The 18,589-nt window shown below is 63.3% G+C and carries 14 protein-coding genes and 1 pseudogene; 8 read left to right on the plus strand and 7 right to left on the minus strand.

Translation table 11 applies throughout. The features are described from left to right. Positions 1-22: 22 nt before the first annotated feature. Complete coding sequence (locus tag IVB05_RS06030) at positions 23-1,384, plus strand: YcaO-like family protein (protein WP_247783510.1); 1,362 nt, start codon at positions 23-25, stop codon at positions 1,382-1,384. A 38-nt stretch (positions 1,385-1,422) separates the two neighbouring features. Continuing rightward, positions 1,423-3,534: a BTAD domain-containing putative transcriptional regulator gene (locus IVB05_RS06035; RefSeq protein ID WP_247783511.1), complete on the plus strand. Its 2,112-nt coding sequence runs from the start codon at positions 1,423-1,425 to the stop codon at positions 3,532-3,534. Positions 3,535-3,538: 4 nt separating this feature from the next. Here IVB05_RS06035 and IVB05_RS06040 read toward each other — a convergent pair whose 3' ends face one another. The 3 genes from IVB05_RS06040 to IVB05_RS06050 form a co-directional block, all read right to left on the minus strand. Beyond that, a complete protein-coding gene (locus tag IVB05_RS06040; protein ID WP_057855314.1) occupies positions 3,539-3,949 on the minus strand; it encodes a hypothetical protein in 411 nt (136 codons plus the stop codon). A gap of 40 nt (positions 3,950-3,989) precedes the next feature. Next, positions 3,990-5,738 carry a peroxidase family protein gene (locus IVB05_RS06045; RefSeq protein WP_247783512.1) on the minus strand — a complete coding sequence of 583 codons (1,749 nt, stop codon included), beginning with the start codon at positions 5,736-5,738 and terminating at the stop codon, positions 3,990-3,992. A 72-nt stretch (positions 5,739-5,810) separates the two neighbouring features. Continuing rightward, entirely contained in the window at positions 5,811-6,116 is a 306-nt protein-coding gene (locus tag IVB05_RS06050; RefSeq protein ID WP_247783513.1) for a hypothetical protein, read from the minus strand. Between IVB05_RS06050 and IVB05_RS06055 the strand changes: the two genes are divergently transcribed. Beyond that, entirely contained in the window at positions 6,102-6,983 is an 882-nt protein-coding gene (locus IVB05_RS06055) for a dihydrodipicolinate synthase family protein (RefSeq protein ID WP_247783514.1), read from the plus strand. The two genes, IVB05_RS06050 and IVB05_RS06055, sit on opposite strands and share 15 nt — an antisense overlap. Here IVB05_RS06055 and ftsH read toward each other — a convergent pair. Beyond that, positions 6,980-8,821: pseudogene (ftsH, locus tag IVB05_RS06060) on the minus strand (ATP-dependent zinc metalloprotease FtsH). The gene IVB05_RS06055 and the pseudogene ftsH sit on opposite strands and share 4 nt — an antisense overlap. Positions 8,822-9,142: 321 nt before the next feature. Here ftsH and IVB05_RS06065 point away from each other — a divergent pair. Together IVB05_RS06065 and IVB05_RS06070 are read left to right on the plus strand one after the other, a co-directional pair. Continuing rightward, a complete protein-coding gene (locus tag IVB05_RS06065) occupies positions 9,143-10,246 on the plus strand; it encodes a trypsin-like peptidase domain-containing protein (RefSeq protein WP_247783515.1) in 1,104 nt (367 codons plus the stop codon). A 151-nt stretch (positions 10,247-10,397) separates the two neighbouring features. Next, positions 10,398-12,722 (plus strand): xanthine dehydrogenase family protein molybdopterin-binding subunit, encoded by a 2,325-nt coding sequence (locus tag IVB05_RS06070; RefSeq protein WP_247783516.1) that lies wholly within the window; start codon positions 10,398-10,400, stop codon positions 12,720-12,722. 136 nt (positions 12,723-12,858) lie between these two features. Here IVB05_RS06070 and IVB05_RS06075 read toward each other — a convergent pair whose 3' ends face one another. From IVB05_RS06075 to IVB05_RS06085, 3 genes are read right to left on the minus strand one after another with little or no spacing between them, the layout of a single operon-like run. After that, positions 12,859-14,055 (minus strand): acyl-CoA dehydrogenase family protein, encoded by a 1,197-nt coding sequence (locus IVB05_RS06075; RefSeq protein ID WP_247783517.1) that lies wholly within the window; start codon positions 14,053-14,055, stop codon positions 12,859-12,861. 12 nt (positions 14,056-14,067) lie between these two features. Next, positions 14,068-15,216: an acyl-CoA dehydrogenase gene (locus IVB05_RS06080; RefSeq protein WP_247783518.1), complete on the minus strand. Its 1,149-nt coding sequence runs from the start codon at positions 15,214-15,216 to the stop codon at positions 14,068-14,070. 19 nt (positions 15,217-15,235) lie between these two features. Further along, positions 15,236-16,084, minus strand: a complete 849-nt coding sequence (locus tag IVB05_RS06085) for an enoyl-CoA hydratase (protein WP_247783519.1) — start codon at positions 16,082-16,084, stop codon at positions 15,236-15,238. Positions 16,085-16,245: 161 nt separating this feature from the next. Here IVB05_RS06085 and IVB05_RS06090 point away from each other — a divergent pair, with 161 nt between their 5' ends. From IVB05_RS06090 to IVB05_RS06100, 3 genes are read left to right on the plus strand one after another with little or no spacing between them, the layout of a single operon-like run. Next, positions 16,246-16,854, plus strand: coding sequence for a LemA family protein (locus IVB05_RS06090; RefSeq protein WP_247783520.1), 609 nt, complete (start codon positions 16,246-16,248; stop codon positions 16,852-16,854). Positions 16,855-16,874: 20 nt separating this feature from the next. Continuing rightward, positions 16,875-17,759 (plus strand): YgcG family protein, encoded by an 885-nt coding sequence (locus tag IVB05_RS06095; protein WP_247783521.1) that lies wholly within the window; start codon positions 16,875-16,877, stop codon positions 17,757-17,759. 1 nt (position 17,760) lies between these two features. Then, entirely contained in the window at positions 17,761-18,258 is a 498-nt protein-coding gene (locus IVB05_RS06100; protein ID WP_247783522.1) for a TPM domain-containing protein, read from the plus strand. The last annotated feature ends 331 nt before the right edge of the window (positions 18,259-18,589 follow it).

Genomic DNA, 18,589 nt, shown 5'->3' on the forward strand with positions numbered 1-18,589 from the left:
CCCGTCAAGTCGTGAGGTCACCGTGAGCGGTACCGAAAATTCGATGCAGCAATTGTTTGCACGCGCAGCAGCGTTGCTTCTCGGCAACGAAGTGGACGCCGCCGGCGATCGCGATGCCAGACGCATCCTGCAATTGCTGGAATATGCCTCCGAATCCGGCAGCCGGATTGATCCGGAGACCGCGAATCGCGCCCATTTGCTTAACGCTGCTTCCCGATTCGCGCGGGTGTTCGAACTGACCTCGCCCGATGCGCCCAGCCTCATCAGCTTTGGTGCGCAATTCGATCCAGCGCTTGCCGATCCCTTGCACGACGGAAGCCCGATGGTCGGCGTTTCAGGCGTCGGTCTGACGTTGCGGGATGCATTTCAGGGCTGCATCGGCGAGGGAGTCGAGTATCTCTCTCAATTGCAGGCCGGGAGCGACGTGTTGCTCAAACCCGGCGTCGACGACTGGGCCGGAAAACTCGGTCCGAAAGCGCTGGAGCTGGTCGCCGCTCTTTCGGAACGCCGATTGCAACCAGAGCGAGCGCTTTCCTGGTGTCGTACAACGAGGCTGACCGACGGCGGCGAAGTGTGGCTTCCGGCCGACATCTGCCTGCGGCGTCCGCCGGCGCAGCGCGACATCGCGCCGCCATTCCCCTTGAGCATCGGATCGGCCGCCGGTCCGTCACGGGATGCCGCAGCACTGCACGGCCTGCTGGAATTGATCGAGCGCGATGCCGCCAGCCTGTGGTGGCGAGGCGGTCAGCTGCCCCGATCGATTCCGCCGCAGCATGAAGCCGGCATCGTGGCGGAAGGTTTGTTGCGGCAGCTCCGGCACGGCGCATCGGTGCAGCGCCGGACATGGCTGCTCGATATCACGACGGATATCGGCGTGCCCTGCGTCGCGGCCGTCTCCTGCCGGGTGGACGGTTCCGGTTTTGCGTTCGGCCTAGCCGCGCGGCCGGCGCTCGAGGCCGCGGTCCGCTCGGCTATTCTCGAAATGTGTCAGCTCGAACTGGCCGACGCCGTCGTCGCAACCAAACGCCGTGAGCGCGGCGATGACGCGCTCAATACCCAGGATCGCATCCACCTGCAGCGCGCGGCGATCGATGCCGATCAGTGCGGACTGTTGCAGCCGGTCGCGGAGTACGCGGCCCATCTGCCCGTTCGCGCAACTGAAGCGAGCGTCATATTTGAACTGATCGTACAGCGTTTGGAAAAAGTGGGAATCGAGACATTCTGCCTTGATCTGACGCGCCAGCGCTTCGCCGTTCCGGTGGTCCGCGTGATTGCTCCAGGCCTGCAACTCGAGCCATCCGAAATCGTCACGGCCAGGCTGCGGGATGCGATTGCGCGAACCGGAGGCGGCGCAACCTATACCGGAGGCGTCTCTTTGATATAGACTGGCTGGAATTAACCAACCGGTTCCGGAAACCCTGCATGCCGGCCAGCACAAACGCCATGACAGCAGACAAGGCCACGGCGGCGCCCGAAAGCGCCCCGCGCCTTTCGGTGTCGCTGGTCGGACGGCTCGGCGTGCGGTTCAACGGCCGGCCGATCGAACTGCGAACCCGCAAGGCCGGCGCGGTCCTTAGTTACCTTGCGCTGTTGGAGGCGAAGCAGGAGAGCCGCGAACGGCTGGTCGGCCTGCTCTGGAGCCGTTCGGACGAGGAAAGGGCACGCGCCTCGCTGCGCCAGGTCGTTCGCGAACTGCGGTCGATGCTCGAGGAGGCCGGATATGACGGCTTCGTCGCGGAGCGGCTGATGATCGGCATCGACGTCGGACGAATCGAAGTCGATATCGAAAGCGTGATCCAACTCGCCGAAGGCGGACGCGTTCACCCGCTGCTGCTCGATACCCCGCAGCTCGACGGGCGGCTGCTCGAAGGAATGGACGATCTCGACCCGTCGTTCCGGGTCTGGGTGCTCGCCAAGCGGCAGACCATCCATGAACGGCTGATGCGAAATCTCGACGAAGGCTTGACCTCCGCGCGCGTTCCCGCCGACGCCAAAAAGAGGATCGCGGCCGCGATCGTCAATCTCGATCCGACCCATGAATATGCCTGCCGCTATCTGATGCGGGCGCATGCCGAAGAGGGCGATGTCGCCGGTGCGCTGCGCATTTACAAGGCGTTGTGGGATCTCCTGGACCGCGACTACGCGATGGAGCCGTCATCGGCCACGGAAGAACTCGTCGCGAACATCAAGCTCGGCATTCTGGAGCGTACGCCGGCCGAACGGTCCGCCTCGGTAGCGAATGACGAATTCGCCGTCAGGATGGTCAGGGGGACTGCTGTCCAGCCGGTGGCCCCGATGTCGCCATCGGTCAATGCATCGGCCAGGACGCGCCTGGTGCTGCGGCCCTTTGCGATGCATGGCGTCGACGAGGATCACAGCCATCTGGTGCAGGGGTTCTCCCAGCATCTCGCCGCCTGTCTCGTCCGCTTCCGCGAATGGAGCGTGGTCGATCGTCCTCCCGCGGCCGTCGTGCTTCCCGACTCGGGCACGGCGTCGCAATACTGCATCGAAACCACCGCCTACCAGGCGGGCGCCGAAATCAATATCGTGATGGTGCTGCGGGACGATACCACCGGGATTTACGTCTGGAGCGAAAGCTTCCGGCTCGGCCTCGGCAACTGGTTCGAAACGCAGCAGCGCATCATTCGCCGGATCGCGACCTCGCTCAACGTTCAATTGTCGACCGAGCGGCTGATGCGGCTGGCGGGCGAGCCTGACGTATCGCTCGAACTGCACGACCGTTGGCTGCGCGGACAGAATCTCATGTCGAAATTCGATCCGGAAAGCTGGCGGCGGGCGGTGGCGATTTTCCGCGATGCGATCCGCGACAATCCGGGTTTCTCGCCTTGCTACAGCAGCCTCGTGCAGATGAACAACATCGAGCATCTGGTGCATCCCGGGGTCTTTCGCGAGTTCGACAAGGCCAAGGCGACCCTCGAGCTGGCGAAGACAGCCGTTCAACTGGACCCGGTCGATTCCAGGGCGCATCTGTGCTGCGGCTGGTCTTATGTGATGGCGCTCCGCGAGGCGGAAGCAGCGCCGCACATGGAGCTGGCATGTGAGCTCAACGACAATGACCCATGGACGCTGCTGTCCAGCGCTCACTACTCGGCGATCTGCGGATCGATCGAAGATGCCCGCGTTCGCGCCGAGCGGTCGCTCGCGCTTTCACCTGCGCCATCCTATCTCGAGTGGGCGTATCACGGCACTGTGCGGTTCTTTTGCGGAGACTATGAAGGCACCATCGAGGCGTGCGATCGCGCGCAGGGCATCAACAAGATCCTCCCGGCGTGGCGCGCGGCTGCGCTGTTCCAGCTCGGAGAACGCGTGCAGGCGCAGCAGGAAATCCAGCGCTTTGTGAACGGTCTGCGTTCATTCTGGGTCGGATCGTCCACGCCGACGGACGAGGCGGCGGCGCGCTGGGTCATGCAAGCGCATCCAATCAGCGTGAAGGAGCGCTGGGAAGCCCTGCGCCAAAGTTTGCGTGGCGGAGGGCTTCCAGTCGATGGCATCACTCACCTAACGCGCAGCTAGATCGTCATGCACAGTAGCTGATGGTGTAGTCGCCGACACGTTCGGCATGCACGCGGAACTTGTCGCTCTCCGGAATTACCGGATCCAGGCCGTTGAACAGGCGCTTGTAGAACGGCGGAAGCGGATAGGTCGCGCCCGGCTTTTTGAGGCTTTCTTCGGAATCCGCGATCATCACGGCGGGCGGCAGGCGCACAACGATCGTGTCCATCTCCTGCTCGACGAACTTTACCTTCTTGAAGCGTTCAGGCACCGTCATGAACACCTGGGCCTTGGCAAGCTGCTCCTTGAATTCGTCGACGGTGGTTGGGATCGGATATTCGTTGTCGTCGTCGAGATAGTTCTTGCCGGTGGACCAGGTCTTCACCAGATTGCCCCAGCGCTCATGGTTGGTCACTTGCATTCTTTCGATTGCCATAGTTTCGCTCTCCCAGTTGCGTGAAGCGGTGGATTCCGCATCACAAAAATGCCGGCACGGCTTGCTGCAGCTCGGCAGTTTCGGTGGTGAATTCCACTAGCTGCGCCATGCTTGAGATATCGGGAATGTCCTGAAGTACGTTTGCCGGATAAAATTCGCGGGAAATGGCCGCCAATTGCTCGGCAAGCGAGCCGCCGTCTGCGCAACGCGGGTCGCCGGCGAGCGCGCCAAAAATGACTTCCGAAACGATGAGCGAACCGAGCGGACCCAGGTGCAGGCCCTCAGCGTGCGGTTGCCGCATCGCTTCGAACAGGATGAAGAATGGCAGCGGCGGCTCGTTCGAAAGCGTATCGATGTCGTCGGCCGTCAGCGCGCCATACGCAGGGGCGGCGGTCAGCCATTCGCGAAGTTGATCGGCACGATAGGCGCGGTCGGAAAGCAGGCGCGACATGGCGACGAAGTGTGGCCGCCTGCGGCCGATCTCGGCAATCAATGCATCCATCGACCACATGCCGGCGAGCCCCGCGCCGAGCAGGTCGCGATAGAGCAGGCCGACTCGTTCGGTTTCGTCGAACGCCGGAAAGATCTGGTCGTTGCCCAGCCCATCGCTGAGATGTGGTCCGATCCGGCGGCTCAAATTCGGCGTCGATCCGTTGATCTCGAAGAAGCGCGACCATTGCACCATCCAGGTCTCGTCGAGCGGCATGTTGGCCGGATCGTTTACCGAGCTCTTTTCGAGCGTGTTGTTGAGGTCGTGTAGCGACAGGTCGTTGATCTGGTATTCATGCCGCACCATGGCATGGCCGAAGCGAAACGCGCCGTGCGAGAACTCGAAGGGGACTTCCCAGTCGCCGGTGGCAAAGCCTTCGGTCGAATGGGGGCGATCGATGAAATCCGGGTTCGGTCCGTGATAGACCGCATAGACCGCCGGATGGATCACCCGCCGCATCAGGTCGTCGCGGACGATGTTGTGATAGATGGCCGTCAGTGCGCTGCGGGCGCACAGGAAGCGCCTGTATGCGGCGCCGAACTGACCGTTTGGCCCCGCGTTGCCTTCATGGCGGCGAATGATATCGATGAGCCCGTTGTGCAGCAGCGCGAACAGCGCCGTGAGCTGCGACATCACGGCGTGATCGTCATTGCGCGGATCGGCGACCAGCGCCTCGGTGAGGGCAACGCGGACACCTGCAATGCTGCGGTCGATCCCGGTCACGTTCTCGGCCGGGGTCCGCGCGATGTCGCGGAACGGGCACCCGGTCGCCGGCTCGTTCCCCTTCCAGCGCATTCGCCCGAGCCGCAGCTTGGTGCGGCGGTCGTCATTCGGCGCATCGAGCGCGTAGATGTGCGGCGATCCGACAGGACCGCTGCCGTACAGCGTCTCCAGCCGAAGCGGCGTGCGGCGCGCGTTCGTGGTCCCTCCGCCGAGACCGCCGGCGACCGAAAGCGGGATCGCCGAATGCACCAGGTCGTGCGCAACGAACTGCAGCAGATAGGTATAGCCCGAGGGGATGAAGGGATTTTCCCAGTATTCTGCCGATCGAGCCTGGTGTGGCGGCCATTTGATTGCAGCATCCATTCGCCGCGACAGGCGCTGCATCAGTCCGCGGAGCTCCGCATGGTGTGACGGCGAGCCGAGCGGATCGACACCGAAGGCGCGGAAGCGCTGCGATGGAGCAGGCGTGCCGAGGAAATGACGAAAGCCGGGAGTTGCCGCCGCCTGAGCAGAGTCGCGTGCATCGAACTCGGAAGTTCGGAAAGAGGATGCGTCAGCGACTTTCTGCAGAGCCATAAAATTTCTCTCGCGCTTGGTCGGGGCAGCGAGATTGCGAAGAAAGTCGTGAAATTATCGTGAGTTAAATTGTTAGAACCTGTGTACATCTGTGGACATCTTTGGGCCATTGTGCGGCAAACGGATGTTGCGAAACGCCGCGTCTCCCGGCTGTTTCCCGGCAAGCGATGCAGCTATATGGTCCGGCACCTCGTTGTGCCGGCTGACATAGGAGCTTGGCGTGAAGCCTACCGAGATGGCACCCTTGGCGCGATGTGTCGGCGCAATGCTCGCGCTGATGTTTGTTGTTTCAGGAGCCGTGCGCGCCGAGCCGGTTTTTCCCTTTCGACGCGACGCCGGGCAAGTTTGAGGCATTTTCTTTCCATGGCTGATTTCCACGGCGTCTTTCCCTATTTGGTGTCACCGGTCGACGCTTCGGGCGAAATTCGCACGGAGGTGCTGGGCCGGTTGTGCGACGACCTCATCAAGGCGGGCGTGCATGGGCTGACGCCGCTCGGTTCGACCGGCGAGTTCGCCTATCTCGACCAGGCGCAGCGCGCGACCGTCGCACAAGCCACGATCGAAGCCGCTGATGGCCGCGTGCCCGTGATCGCCGGCGTCGCCTCGACGTCGACGGCGGACGCGGTGGCGCAGGCAAAGGCGCATCAAAAACTCGGCGCCGATGGCATCCTGGCGATCATGGAGGCGTATTTCCCGGTCGCCGACGCGCAGGTCGAAGCTTATTTCCGCGCCATTGCCGACGCCGTCGATATTCCCGTCGTGATCTACACCAACCCGCAATTCCAGCGATCCGATCTCACGCTCGACGTCATCGCGCGGCTCGCGACCCATCCGCGTATCGGCTACATCAAGGATGCCTCGACCAATACCGGCCGGCTGCTGTCGATCATGAACCGCTGCGGCGACAGCATCAAAGTGTTCTCGGCTTCCGCCCACATCCCGGCAGCGGTGATGCTGATCGGCGGGCTGGGCTGGATGGCCGGTCCGGCCTGCATCATCCCGCGGCAAAGCGTCCAGCTCTATAATCTCTGCAAGGCGGCGCGCTGGGATGAGGCGATGGCGCTGCAACGCAAGCTATGGCGCATCAACGAAGCCTTCGCGCGGTTCAACTTGGCCGCTTGCATCAAGGCCGGCCTCGACATTCAGGGTTATGCGGTCGGCGACCCGGTCCCGCCGCAGGCTGCGCTGACGGCAGATCAGCGCAAGGTCGTCGAGGCGGCGCTGCGGGACCTCGGCCAGGCCTAGATCGCTCGCAGCGCTTCTTTCGGCGTTTCGCGTATCAGCGCTTCGAGATCGCTTTGCTCCAGGGTTTCCTTCTGGAGCAGCTTGTGCGCCGCTCGGTCCAATATCGTGCGGCGGGCCTTCAGGATGCCCTGCGCGCGTTCGAACACACGATCGACGATCGCGCGGACCTCTTCGTCGACGGCAGCGGCGGTCTCGTCGGCGTATTCGCGCTCGCGTACCGGGAATGGCCGATCGGCGCCCGCCAGGAAATTGCCGGGATCGCGCTCGTAGGCGACGCCGCCGAGCCTTTCGGACATGCCGTAGCGCGTCACCATGCTGCGGGCGATGTCGGTGACGCGGCGCAGGTCGTCGGCGGCGCCGGTGGACAGATGATTGAACACGATCAATTCCGCCGCGCGCCCGCCGAGCAGCACCGCCATCTTGTTCTCCAGCTCTTCCTTGGTCATCAGGAAGCGATCTTCGATCGGGCGCTGAATGGTGTAGCCGAGTGCACCGACGCCCCTGGGAATGATCGACACCTTGTGCACGGGATCAACGCCGGGCAGCGAAAGCGCGATCAATGCGTGGCCCATCTCGTGATAGGCGACGATCTCGCGCTCCTTCGGATTGAGCAGCCGATTTCGCTTTTCCAGCCCCGCGACCATGCGCTCGACCGCATTGTTGAAATCGGTCATGGCGACGGACTTGGCGCCGCGGCGTGTCGCAAGCAGCGCGGCTTCATTGACCAGGTTCGCAAGATCCGCTCCGGTGAAGCCCGGTGTGAGCGCTGCAACGGCCTCGGGCTCAACGTCGGAATCAAGCTGCACCTTTTTCATGTGCACCTTGAGGATCTCGATGCGCCCCTTCTTGTCGGGGCGGTCGACCAGCACCTGGCGGTCGAAGCGGCCGGCACGCAGCAGCGCCGGATCGAGGATTTCCGGCCGGTTGGTGGCGGCAAGAATGACGAGGCCAGAACGCGAGTCGAAGCCGTCGAGTTCGACCAGCAACTGGTTGAGCGTCTGCTCCTTCTCGTCGTGCCCGCCGGCAAAGGGCCCGATGCCGCGGGCGCGGCCGAGCGCGTCGAGCTCGTCGATGAAGATGATCGCCGGGGCCTTCTGGTGCGCCTGTTGAAACAGGTCGCGCACCCGCGCCGCGCCGACGCCGACGAACATCTCGACGAACTCCGAACCGGATATCGAGAAGAATGGGACCTTGGCTTCGCCGGCGACAGCTTTGGCCAGCAGGGTCTTGCCGGTGCCGGGCGGACCGACCAGCAACACGCCCTTGGGCATGCGTCCCCCAAGCCGCCCGTAGTCGGTTGGGTTTTTCAGGAAGTCGACGACCTCGCGCAGTTCGTCCTTGGCTTCGTCGACGCCGGCAACATCGGAAAAGTTCACGCCGGTATCGGCCTCGACATAGATCTTGGCCTTGCTCTTGCCGATCGCCATCAGGCCGCCGCCAAGGCCGCCACCTTCTGCGGCGCGTCTGGCGATGTACCACCACAGGCCGAAGAACAGCAGCACCGGCATCACCCATGACAGCAGGTCACGCAGGAACGTGCTCTCGATCTAGCCGGTGAAGCGGACGTTATACTTCTCGAGCTCCTGCGCGGTCTCCTGATCGACACGTGTGGTGACGAACTGCTTTTGTCCGCCGGACAGCGGCTCCTTCAAGGTGCCCTGCACCGTGCGGTCGGAGATACCGACGGTCGCGACCTTTCCCTGCTTCAACAACTGCTGGTATTCGCTGTAGGGAATGATGGCGATCTGGCTGGCCGCGGAAATGAAATACTGAATCACAAAAACGGCAAAGATCGCGGCGATCGCATAGCCGACATTGAAACGCATTTTGTTGTTCATGATCGAACTCCGGTCGCAGATCCTCACGGGAAGCCGGGTCGGGGCACTCGCCTGATCCAAAGGGACCTGCGGCGAGACATGGATTGCGCCTCCATGACAATGGGAACGGGGAGGTTTGGTTTCAATGGACGCGGCTTGCGGGGCAAATCGCGCTACTTAAATCATTGCTGGAAAGCCGATTCCAGCGTGCCAGCAAGTCTCTGAAAACCGGAAACTTTCGGCCGGTGTGGGCGTTTGGTGTGCTGGCACTTCAAACGGCTGAACAGCCCGCTGCTTCCCATTGCCATTCGCACGCGAGCGGCATTGCCAGGTGAGGGATCGATGAACCGTCGCTTCGTGCTTTTCGCAGCCATTATCGCGGGCGTGTTGGCGGCGCTGACCGTCTCCAATATCAATATTCGCTACGGCCCATGGACCAACTCGACCGCCCGGACCGTCGATCAGCGGGGACCGCTGTCCGAGGCTGAGCGCGCCAACATCGAGCTTTTCGAGCGCGTCTCGCCGTCGGTGGTGCAGGTCGCGGCACGATCCGCTGTCACCAATCCATTCGCCGAGGACGAAGGCGCGGAAGCCGGCGCGGCGGCCTCGGGGACCGGTTTTGTCTGGGACAATAACGGCCACGTCGTCACCAACAATCACGTCGTCCAAAATGGCCGCGAGGTTGCCGTTCGCTTCGCCTCAGGCGAGGTGGCCCAAGCTTCAATCGTCGGCGTGGCGCCGAACTACGACCTCGCGGTGCTGCGGATCAGGAATCCCCGCCAACTGCCACCGCCGGTAGCGCTTGGCAGTTCGAACGATCTCAAGGTCGGTCAAATTGCGTTTGCGATCGGCAACCCTTTCGGTCTCGACCAGTCGTTGACCAGCGGCATCATCAGCGCGCTCAAACGCCGGCTGCCGACCAGCAGTGGCCGTGAGATCACCAACGTGATCCAGACCGATACGGCGATCAATCCCGGCAATTCAGGCGGCCCGCTGCTGGATTCGGCGGGGCGGTTGATCGGCGTCAACACCGCTATCATCTCGCCCTCGGGCTCCAGCGCCGGTATCGGATTCGCGGTCCCGGTCGATATCGTCAATCGCGTGGTCCCCGAACTCATCAATAACGGTCGCGTGCCGACGCCGGGGATCGGCATTGTCGCCGCCAGCGAGGCCGTTTCGACCAGGTTAGGTGTCGAAGGGGTGATCATCGTGCGCACCGCGCCCGGAAGCCCTGCCGAGCGCGCCGGCATCCGCGGTGTCGATTTCGGCTCGGGCGCACTCGGCGACGTCATTGTCCAGGCCGACGGCAAGCCGGTGCACCGGCTCTCCGACCTGACCGACCAGATCGAGCAGGTCGGCGCCGGCAAGAGCATCCGCATCAGCTTGAAACGGGGCTCGCAGACGCGCGATATCAACATTGACATCGTGGACATCGGCCGCAGCTGATCCCCCCTTTTTGACGGCAGGATCATACCCGCCCGTGGCGATTGCCGCCGCGGACCTTGGCGCATTTATTGCAGCGAATTGAATGAGTTGTCTCAGGCGGAAAAACCGCTAAAACCCCGCCCAATCCGACAAGAGCTCGAAGGACAAATTGATGAACATTCTTCCCGGCAATATGCGTTTCGGTGCGGGCCAGCCGGTCAAGCGTTTGGAAGACCAGAGACTGCTCACCGGGAAGGGGCTGTTCATCGACGACAAACCCGAAGAAGGCGCGCTGTGGCTCTATGTGCTGCGCTCGCCCCATGCCCACGCCAGGATCAAGTCGATCGACACCAAGGCCGCGCTTGATATGGCCGGGGTGGAGGCCGTCTATACCGGTGCCGATCTGGTGAAGGACGACATCGGCACCCTGCCGACTCTCGCGATCTTCAAGCGGCCGGACGGCAAGCCGATGACGGTGCCGCCGCGGCGTTTGCTTGCTCATGACGTCGTGCGTTATGCCGGCGAGGCAGTGGCTGCTGTGGTCGCGACGTCGCGGGTGCAGGCGCAGACCGCGGCCGAGGCGATCGAAATCGACTACGAGGTGTTGCCGTCGGTGGTCGATCCTGTCGAGGCGGTGAAATCAGGCGCACCCGTGGTGTGGCCCGAGGCGCCCGACAACATCGTGGCCGCCATGAGCTATGGCGACGCCGCCAAGGTCGAGGAGGCGTTTGCAAACGCGGCGCATAAAGTCTCGCTCGATCTGGTCAGCCAGCGGCTGGTGCCCTCGGCGATGGAGCCCCGTTCGACGATTGCCGAGATCGAGAAGAAGACCGGCCGGTTGATCCTGCACGTGCAGTCGCAAACCCCCGGCTCGACCCGTGACCTGCTCGCGGAATCCATTCTGAAGCGGCCGAAGGACAGCGTGCGCGTGCTGGTCGGCGATATCGGCGGCGGCTTTGGCCAGAAGACGAGCCTCTATCCCGAAGACGGCATCGTCGCTTACGCCGCCACCAAACTGAACAAGAAGATCCGCTGGCGCGGCGACCGCACCGACGAATTCGTCGGCGGCACCCATGGCCGCGATCTCACTTCGACCGGTGAATTCGCGCTCGACACCAAAGGCCGCGTGCTCGCCTATCGGGTGCGCTCGATCGGCGGCACCGGAGCGTACTCGTCGGGGACCGCCAACATCATCCCGCTGGTGCTCGGTCCGTTCGTGCAGACCGGCGTCTATGACCTGCCGCTGGTGCATTTCGAAGTGAAGTCGGTAATGACCAATACCGCGCCGGTCGGCGCCTATCGCGGCGCCGGCCGTCCCGAAGCCGTGTTCATCGTCGAGCGGCTGATGGACGCCGCCGCGCGGCAGATCGGCATGGACCCACGCACCATCCGCAAGGTCAACTACATCAAGCCCGCACAATTGCCTTACACCAATGCGGTTGGCCAGGTGTACGATTCCGGCGCCTTTGCGCACATGCTGTCGCGCGCCTCGGAGCTTTCGGACTGGGACGGCTTTGCCGCGCGCAAGAAGGCGGCGAAGAAGAAGGGCCTGCTCTACGGCCGCGGCCTCACCAGCTACATCGAATGGACCGGCGGGCGCGCGCACACCGAAAAGGTCAGCCTGCATGCCACTGCAGAAGGCCGTCTCATCCTGCATTCCGGCACCATGGCGATGGGGCAGGGCCTGCAGACCACCTACACGCAAATGGTATCCGATACGCTTGGCATTGCCATGGACAAGATCGACGTGGTGCAAGGCGATACGGATCTGGCGACCGGCTTCGGCAGCGTCGGCTCACGCTCGCTGTTCGTCGGCGGCACGGCGGTCGCGGTCTCAAGCAACGATATGATCCAGAAGGCGCGCGAAAAAGCCTCGAACGTGCTGGAGACGTCCGTCGGGGACATCGAGTATCGCGACGGCTGGTTGACGGTGGTGGGCACCGACAAGCGCATCAGCCTGTTCGAGATCGCGAAGAAGGAAGACGGCGCGCGGCTCTCGGTCGACAGTGAGGGCGAGGTCGACGGCCCGAGCTGGCCGAACGGCACGCATATCTGCGAGGTCGAGATCGATCCCGAAACCGGCGTCAGCAAGGTGGTGCGCTACACCACGGTCGACGACGTCGGCGTCGCCGTCAACCCGATGCTGGTAACCGGCCAGGTGCATGGCGGCGTCGCGCAAGGCATCGGGCAGGCCCTGTATGAGGGCGTGGCCTATAGCGAGGAAGGCCAGCTATTGACCGCGAGCTACCAGGACTACTGCGTGCCGCGCGCCGACGACATTCCGCCGATCGCCGTGACGCTCGATGATTCCGCGCCGTGCCGCACCAATCCGCTCGGTGCCAAGGGCTGCGGCGAGTCCGGTGCGATCGGCGGCCCGCCCTGCGTCACCAATGGCGTGATGGACGCCTTGAGCGAACTGGGCATCAGGCAGCTCAACACGCCGCTGACGCCGGCGAAGGTATGGCAGGCGATCCGGGATGCGCGGGCGGAAGCGTAAGTAGACGCGCGCTCTCAACTCGTCATTCCGGGATGCGCCGCAAGGCGCAGGCCCGGAATCCATCAGGCAGCATGTCCGTCTCGAAATGGATTCCGGGCTCGCGCTGCGCGCGCCCCGGAATGACGGAGGCGGAGGCCTACAACCCCAACACCATCTTCGCGACGATCTCCCGCTGGATCTCCGACGAGCCGCCGAAGATCGTATACGCGCGGCCGTTGAGATATTCCGGCACGACGGGAAGCATCTCCTCCGGGATTCCCGGCGCCTCGTTGAGCCGGTAGAGCGGCCGCACCGGCTCGACATAGAGGCCATCATTGCCAATCACCTCGACGCCGAGCCGCGTCACGGCCTGGCGGATCTCGCTGACGCGTAGTTTTAAGAGCGACGACACCGCGCCGGGATTCTGTCCGGTCTGCAGCGCCGACAGCACGCGCAGTTCGGTCATCTCGAGCGTATCAATATCGACCTCGATCTCGGACATCCGCACCGCGATATCGGGATCGTCGATGGCGCGGCCGGTCGCGTCGGATTCGGCAAGGTCCAGAATCGTCTTCAGCGCGTCGCGCAATTTGGCCGAGGCGATGCCGGCGCCGCGCTCGAACTCGAGCAGATATTTTCCGTAGGTCCAGCCCTTGCCTTCCTCGCCGACGCGGTTGGCGACGGGCACGCGGACGTCATCGAAGAACACCTGGTTGACCTCGTGGTCGCCGCCGATGGTCAGGATCGGCCGCGTGGTGATGCCCGGGCTCTTCATGTCGATCAGGATGAAGGAGATGCCGTCCTGCTGCCGCTCGCTCTCGTTGGTGCGCACCAGCGCGAACATGCGGTTGGCGTGATGGGCATGCGTGGTCCAGATCTTGGTGCCGTTGATGATGTAGTCGTCGCCATCGCGCACCGCGCGGGTTTTCAGCGACGAGAGATCTGAGCCGGAGCCCGGCTCGGAATAGCCCTGGCACCAGTAGTCCTCGCCGGAGAGAATTCGCGGCAGATAAAAGTTCTTCTGCTCCGCCGAGCCGAAGCCGATGATGACGGGGCCGACCATCTTGACGCCCATCACATTCACATTGGGCACGCCGGCGCGGGCGCATTCGGCTTCAAAAATCCAGCGCTGCGCCGGCGTCCAGTCCGGCCCGCCATGGTCCACCGGCCAGCCCGGCGCGCCCCAGCCTTTCTTGTGCAGCGCGCGCTGCCAAGCCATGCCGATGTCGGGGTCAGAAAATACGGAGGGTGTCAGTGCGGTGGCGCGTTTCATTTCCGGTGTGAGGTTTGCCGCGATGAAGCCGCGGACTTCCTTCTCGAAAGCGTGCTCTTCGGCATTGAAGGCGAGATCCATGGTGCGCTCCTTTCAGGCCAGAACGGCACGGCCGCCGAGGGCGGCGTGACGGCGATAGTGATGGGCACTGCCGCCGAACAGCGTATCGAAGGCGAGCAGCCGCTTGAAGTAGGCCCCGATGTCGAGCTCTTCGGTGACACCCATCGCGCCGTGAAGCTGGACCGATTGTTCGGCGACAAAGCGCGCGCACTTGCCAATCTTGGCTTTCGCCCCTGACGCTGCGCGACTACGTGCGATCGGCTCGGCGTCCGCCATCAGCGCTGCGCGTAACGCCATCGAGCGCGCCTCGTCGCATTGCATCGCCATATCGGCGAGGCGATGACGGATCACCTGGTTGGCGGACAGCGGTCGTCCGAACTGTTTTCGTATCTTGGTATATTCGAGCGTCTGGTCGAGCAGCGTCTGCATGATGCCGACGGCCTCGGCCCCAAGCGCTGCCATGGCGCGGTCGATCGCGGCTTCGATCGCGGGTAAGACATCGCCGCCATCGCCGAGCAGGGCGTCGGCAGGAAGCAGTACATCCCGGAGATCGAGATTGCAGGCCCGCCCGCCACCAAGCCGCGGGAAATCGCGCAAGGCGAGGCCGCGCGTACCTTGCGGCACCAGGAACAGGCAGAGCTTTCCCAGCTTGCCATTGCCGTCATCGACGCGGGCCGAGACGATGATCTGTCCGGCGGCGCTGCCGTCGAGCACGGCAGTCTTGTGTCCGTCGAGGCGCCAGCCGTCAGGCGTCTTTTTCGCCGTGGTCCTGATGTCGGCGAGATCGTAGCGCGCCTGACGTTCTGAATGCGCGAACGCCAGATACAGCGATCCATCGGCGATTTTCGGCAGCAGCGCCTGCTTCTGCGCCTCCGTGCCGCATTCAGATATCAACGATGCGCCGATCACGACCGTGGAGAGATAGGGCTCGGAGACGAGGCCGCGGCCGAACGCTTCCATCAGGATGCCGATCTCAATGGCGCCGCCGCCGAGCCCGCCATGGGCCTCGGCGATCGGCAGCGCCAGCCAGCCGAGATCGGCGAACTGCTTCCAGATAGTGGCGCTGAAGCCGAGTGGTTCGTTGGCGACTTTGCGGCGGTGATCGGCGGTGTAGGTCTCGCTGACGAAGCGATCGGCACTTTCGCGCAGCAACCGCTGCTCGTCACTTGGGGTAAGGTCCATCTGATCTGCTTTGCTTGTTCTATTTTGCTTGTGCCGGTTTTCTGACGGAGGGGTGCAGGCCTGCGGGATCCACCACCATTCCGAATTCCTGAAGGTTATGCGCGTGGCAGAGCTGATGCAGCGCGAACGCCTGCTCGATCGCCGCGGGCTGCCCCATCACGTCGACCGAGCGATTAACGGCCTCTTTTGTCAGCTTCAGCGCGAACGACGGCTTCGCCGCGATCCTTTCAGCGAGCTTCATCACGAAGGAGGAAAGTTCGTCCCGTGGCACGACATGGTTGACCATGCCAAGCCGGTGCGCTTCCTCCGCATTCCAGACGTCCGCAGTAAACAGCAATTCCTTGGCCTTGCGCGGACCGAGCTCCCAGGGATGCACGAACCATTCGACGCCGCAGACGCCCATGGTGACGACAGGATCGCAGAACTCCGCATCGGCGCTCGCGACGATGAGGTCGCAGGCCCAGGCCAGCATCAGGCCGCCGGCGATGCACTTGCCATGCACTTCCGCGATCGTAGGTTTTGCAAGGTTGCGCCAGCGCCGTGTGATCTGCAGATAGATCTCCTGCTCGCGCGCAAAGCGGCCATGGGCGTTGGGTTCGGCGAAGCCGCCCCAATTTCCGACCGGCGGAAAATCCACGCCAGCGGTGTTCTTAGTCCCGGGGCGCAAATCATGCCCTGACGAAAAATGCGGGCCGTTGCCGGCGAGGATGATGACCTTGATAGCGTCGTCCTGCACCGCCTGGTCGAAGGCGGCATTGAGATCGTAGGTCATCTGCAGGTTCTGCGCGTTGCGCGCCTCGGGCCGGTTCATCACGATCCGCGCGATGCGTGGCTCCGGCCGCTCCACGACGATGGTCTCGAACTCCATGACGCCCTCGCGTTTCCCTTATTGTTATCAGGCCATGTTGTTATTTCGGCAAATGATACGCAAGGGCCATCGGCTGCGAAATGGAACGGGAACGGCTTTGGGCGCTTATTTGATGCGGCCATTCTGATGCCGTGCGCCGGAAAAAACAGCGGGAGAGCCCAATGCGCAGATTTTGGACCGTGCTGGCGGCGCTGGCGACGCTGAGCCTGACCAATTGCGGCTACAACGCGATCCAGACCAACGACGAGCAGGTGAAGTCGGGCTGGTCGGAAGTGGTCAACCAGTACCAGCGCCGCGCCGATCTCGTGCCCAACCTCGTCAATTCGGTGAAGGGCTTCGCGCAACAGGAAAAGGATGTGCTGCTCGGGGTCACCAATGCGCGCGCCAAGGTCGGCAGCATCCAGGCGACGCCGGAGGTGCTCAACGATCCCGCCGCATTCCAGAAATTCCAGGCCGCCCAGGGCGAACTCTCGAGCGCGCTGTCGCGGCTGCTGGTCGTGACCGAAAACTATCCGCAGCTCAAATCGGACGCGCTGTTTCGCGATTTGATGGCGCAGCTCGAAGGCACCGAAAACCGCATCACCGTGGCGCGCAACCGCTACATCAAGGCAGTGCAGGATTATAACGTCGGCATTCGTACCTTTCCAAACAACATGACGGCGATGGCCTTCGGCTACAAGGAGAAGCCGAACTTCACGGTCGAAAACGAGAAGGCAATCTCCACGGCGCCGAAGGTGGACTTCAACCCGACACCGGCGCCCGCCAAGTAGCGGCTGAAAAGACAAACGCGATGACCGCTGCAAGAGCCTCCCTTCTTGCGCTGCTGCTGTGCTGGGCATGTTCGGCGCTGGCGCTCGTCGCGGTGCCGCCGCTGAGCGGACGGGTGGTCGATCAGACCGGCACGCTCGCAGCCGCTGACATCGCGTCGCTGACCGAGACGCTGAAAGATCTCGAGACGCGAAAGGGCAGCCAGATCGCGGTGCTGATCGTGCCGACGACGGACGGCGAGGCGATCGAGCAATTTTCGCTCCGGGTCGCGGAAGCCTGGAAGATTGGCCGCAAGAAAATCGACGATGGCGCGCTGCTCGTCATCGCCAGGAACGATCGCCGCCTGCGTATCGAGGTCGGCTATGGCCTCGAAGGCGCGCTGACCGATGTCACCACCAAGCGTATCATCGACGAAGACATCACGCCGAAGTTCAAGGCCGGCGATTTCGCCGGCGGAGTTTCTGCCGGGATCAACCGGATAATCCGGGTCGTCGATGGCGAAAAATTGCCCGAGCCGGAGCCACCGCATTGGCAAAGTCCCGGCCTGTTCAACACGATCGACCCGTTCAATCCCTTCGTCCTCGCCTTTGTGTTCATTGTCGGCGGCGCGCTAAGGGCGTCGCTTGGCCGGCTGGTCGGGTCGGCTGCGACCGGCGGCTTCGTCGGAGTTTTGGCGTGGCTCCTCGTCGGCAGCCTCGGGGCGGCTGCGCTCATCGGTGTGCTCGTCTTTCTCATTTCTGCGTTCATCGATCTGATACCCTCCGGTGGAAGCCGCGGCACACGCGGCGGCTGGTCGAGTGGCGGCAGCAGCGATTGGAGCAGCAGTAGCAGCAGCGGCAGTTCGGGCGGCGGCTTCAGTGGCGGGGGCGGCAGCTTTGGCGGCGGCGGTGCATCGGGGAGCTGGTAGCATGAGCATCAGGCGCATCGGCAGGCATCTCCTCGAACACCGCTGGCGGCTGCGGCGTATCTTTCCGCCGCAGGCGCTGGCGAGGATCGAGCAGGCGATCAAGTCAGGCGAAGCCACCCATTCCGGACAGGTGCGTTTCGTGGTCGAAGGCGCACTCGACGGCGCGCCGCTGTTTCGCAATCAGCCCGCGCGGGAGCGGGCGCTGGATATTTTTTCGCAATTGCGGATCTGGGACACTGCGCACAACAACGGCGTCCTGATCTACCTGCTGCTGGCCGACCACGACTTCGAGATCGTTGCCGACCGCGGCATAGACGCCAGGGTCGGCCGCGCCGGCTGGGAAAAAATCTGCGTCGAGATGGAGACGCAGTTCAGGGCCGGAAATTTTGAAGGAGGCGTGATCAGAGGAATCGAGGCGGTGTCGCGCGAGTTGGCGACGCACTTTCCGGCGCAGGGAGCAGGGCGGAACGAATTGCCGGATGCGCCGGTGGTGATGTAGTTCACCACCACCCTAAACCAATGGATAATCGGCTCCATCCGTTTCGATAGTGTGAGCCGACCTCGGTACGGTTCGGCTATACCTACGCGCAATGGCGTCAGCCGGCACTGGGTGCTACGGATTAAATCAGTTGCAGTAACCGGAATGCAAAGCAACGGAACCGGACCACGAGCCGGCAGTTGCAAGACGAGGTCGGCGGCGTAACGCCCGCCGGCCTTTCTCTTGAGTGAGCAGCGAACTGAACTTCCCGACATTGTACGATTCGTGACGTCAACTGGCGCGATCGAGTTGCGCCACTATCCCGGTGACCCCCGCAGACGCACTTACGTCT

It is taken from the genome of Bradyrhizobium sp. 170 (genome assembly GCF_023101085.1).
Lineage (GTDB): Bacteria > Pseudomonadota > Alphaproteobacteria > Rhizobiales > Xanthobacteraceae > Bradyrhizobium.